The following is a 265-nucleotide window of genomic DNA, read 5'->3' as shown; positions in this document are numbered from 1 at the left end:
GGGAGCGCCGCCACCCGAGGCGGCAATAGTCTTGTTATACGCGATTCCGACCGTGCCTGTTGTCAATGCGCCGGCAGCTGGCGCGAAAGTGAACGTCGGCGCCGTCACCGTGATGGTCACCGTTGCCGGTGAAGACGTGCCGGCAGGATTGGTCGCCGTATAGGTGAAGCTGTCACTGCCCGAATAGCCGGCAAGAGGCGTATAGGTGACCGCCGTACCGGAAACCGTCGCCGTGCCACGCGTACCCGTCAAGTCGACAGCAACC

Annotated in this window: 1 protein-coding gene; it reads right to left on the bottom strand. The window is 63.4% G+C overall.

All coding sequences use genetic code 11. The features are described from left to right. On the bottom strand, window positions 1-265 hold a 265-nt coding region (locus tag SB764_RS41190), incomplete at both ends, for an Ig-like domain-containing protein (RefSeq protein WP_410866924.1).

Source organism: Paraburkholderia sp. SIMBA_027, from assembly GCF_046535315.1.
GTDB classification, from domain to species: Bacteria; Pseudomonadota; Gammaproteobacteria; order Burkholderiales; family Burkholderiaceae; genus Paraburkholderia; species Paraburkholderia tropica.
Note: the sequence above shows the minus strand (reverse complement) of the source record. Positions and strands in the feature narration are given on the sequence as shown.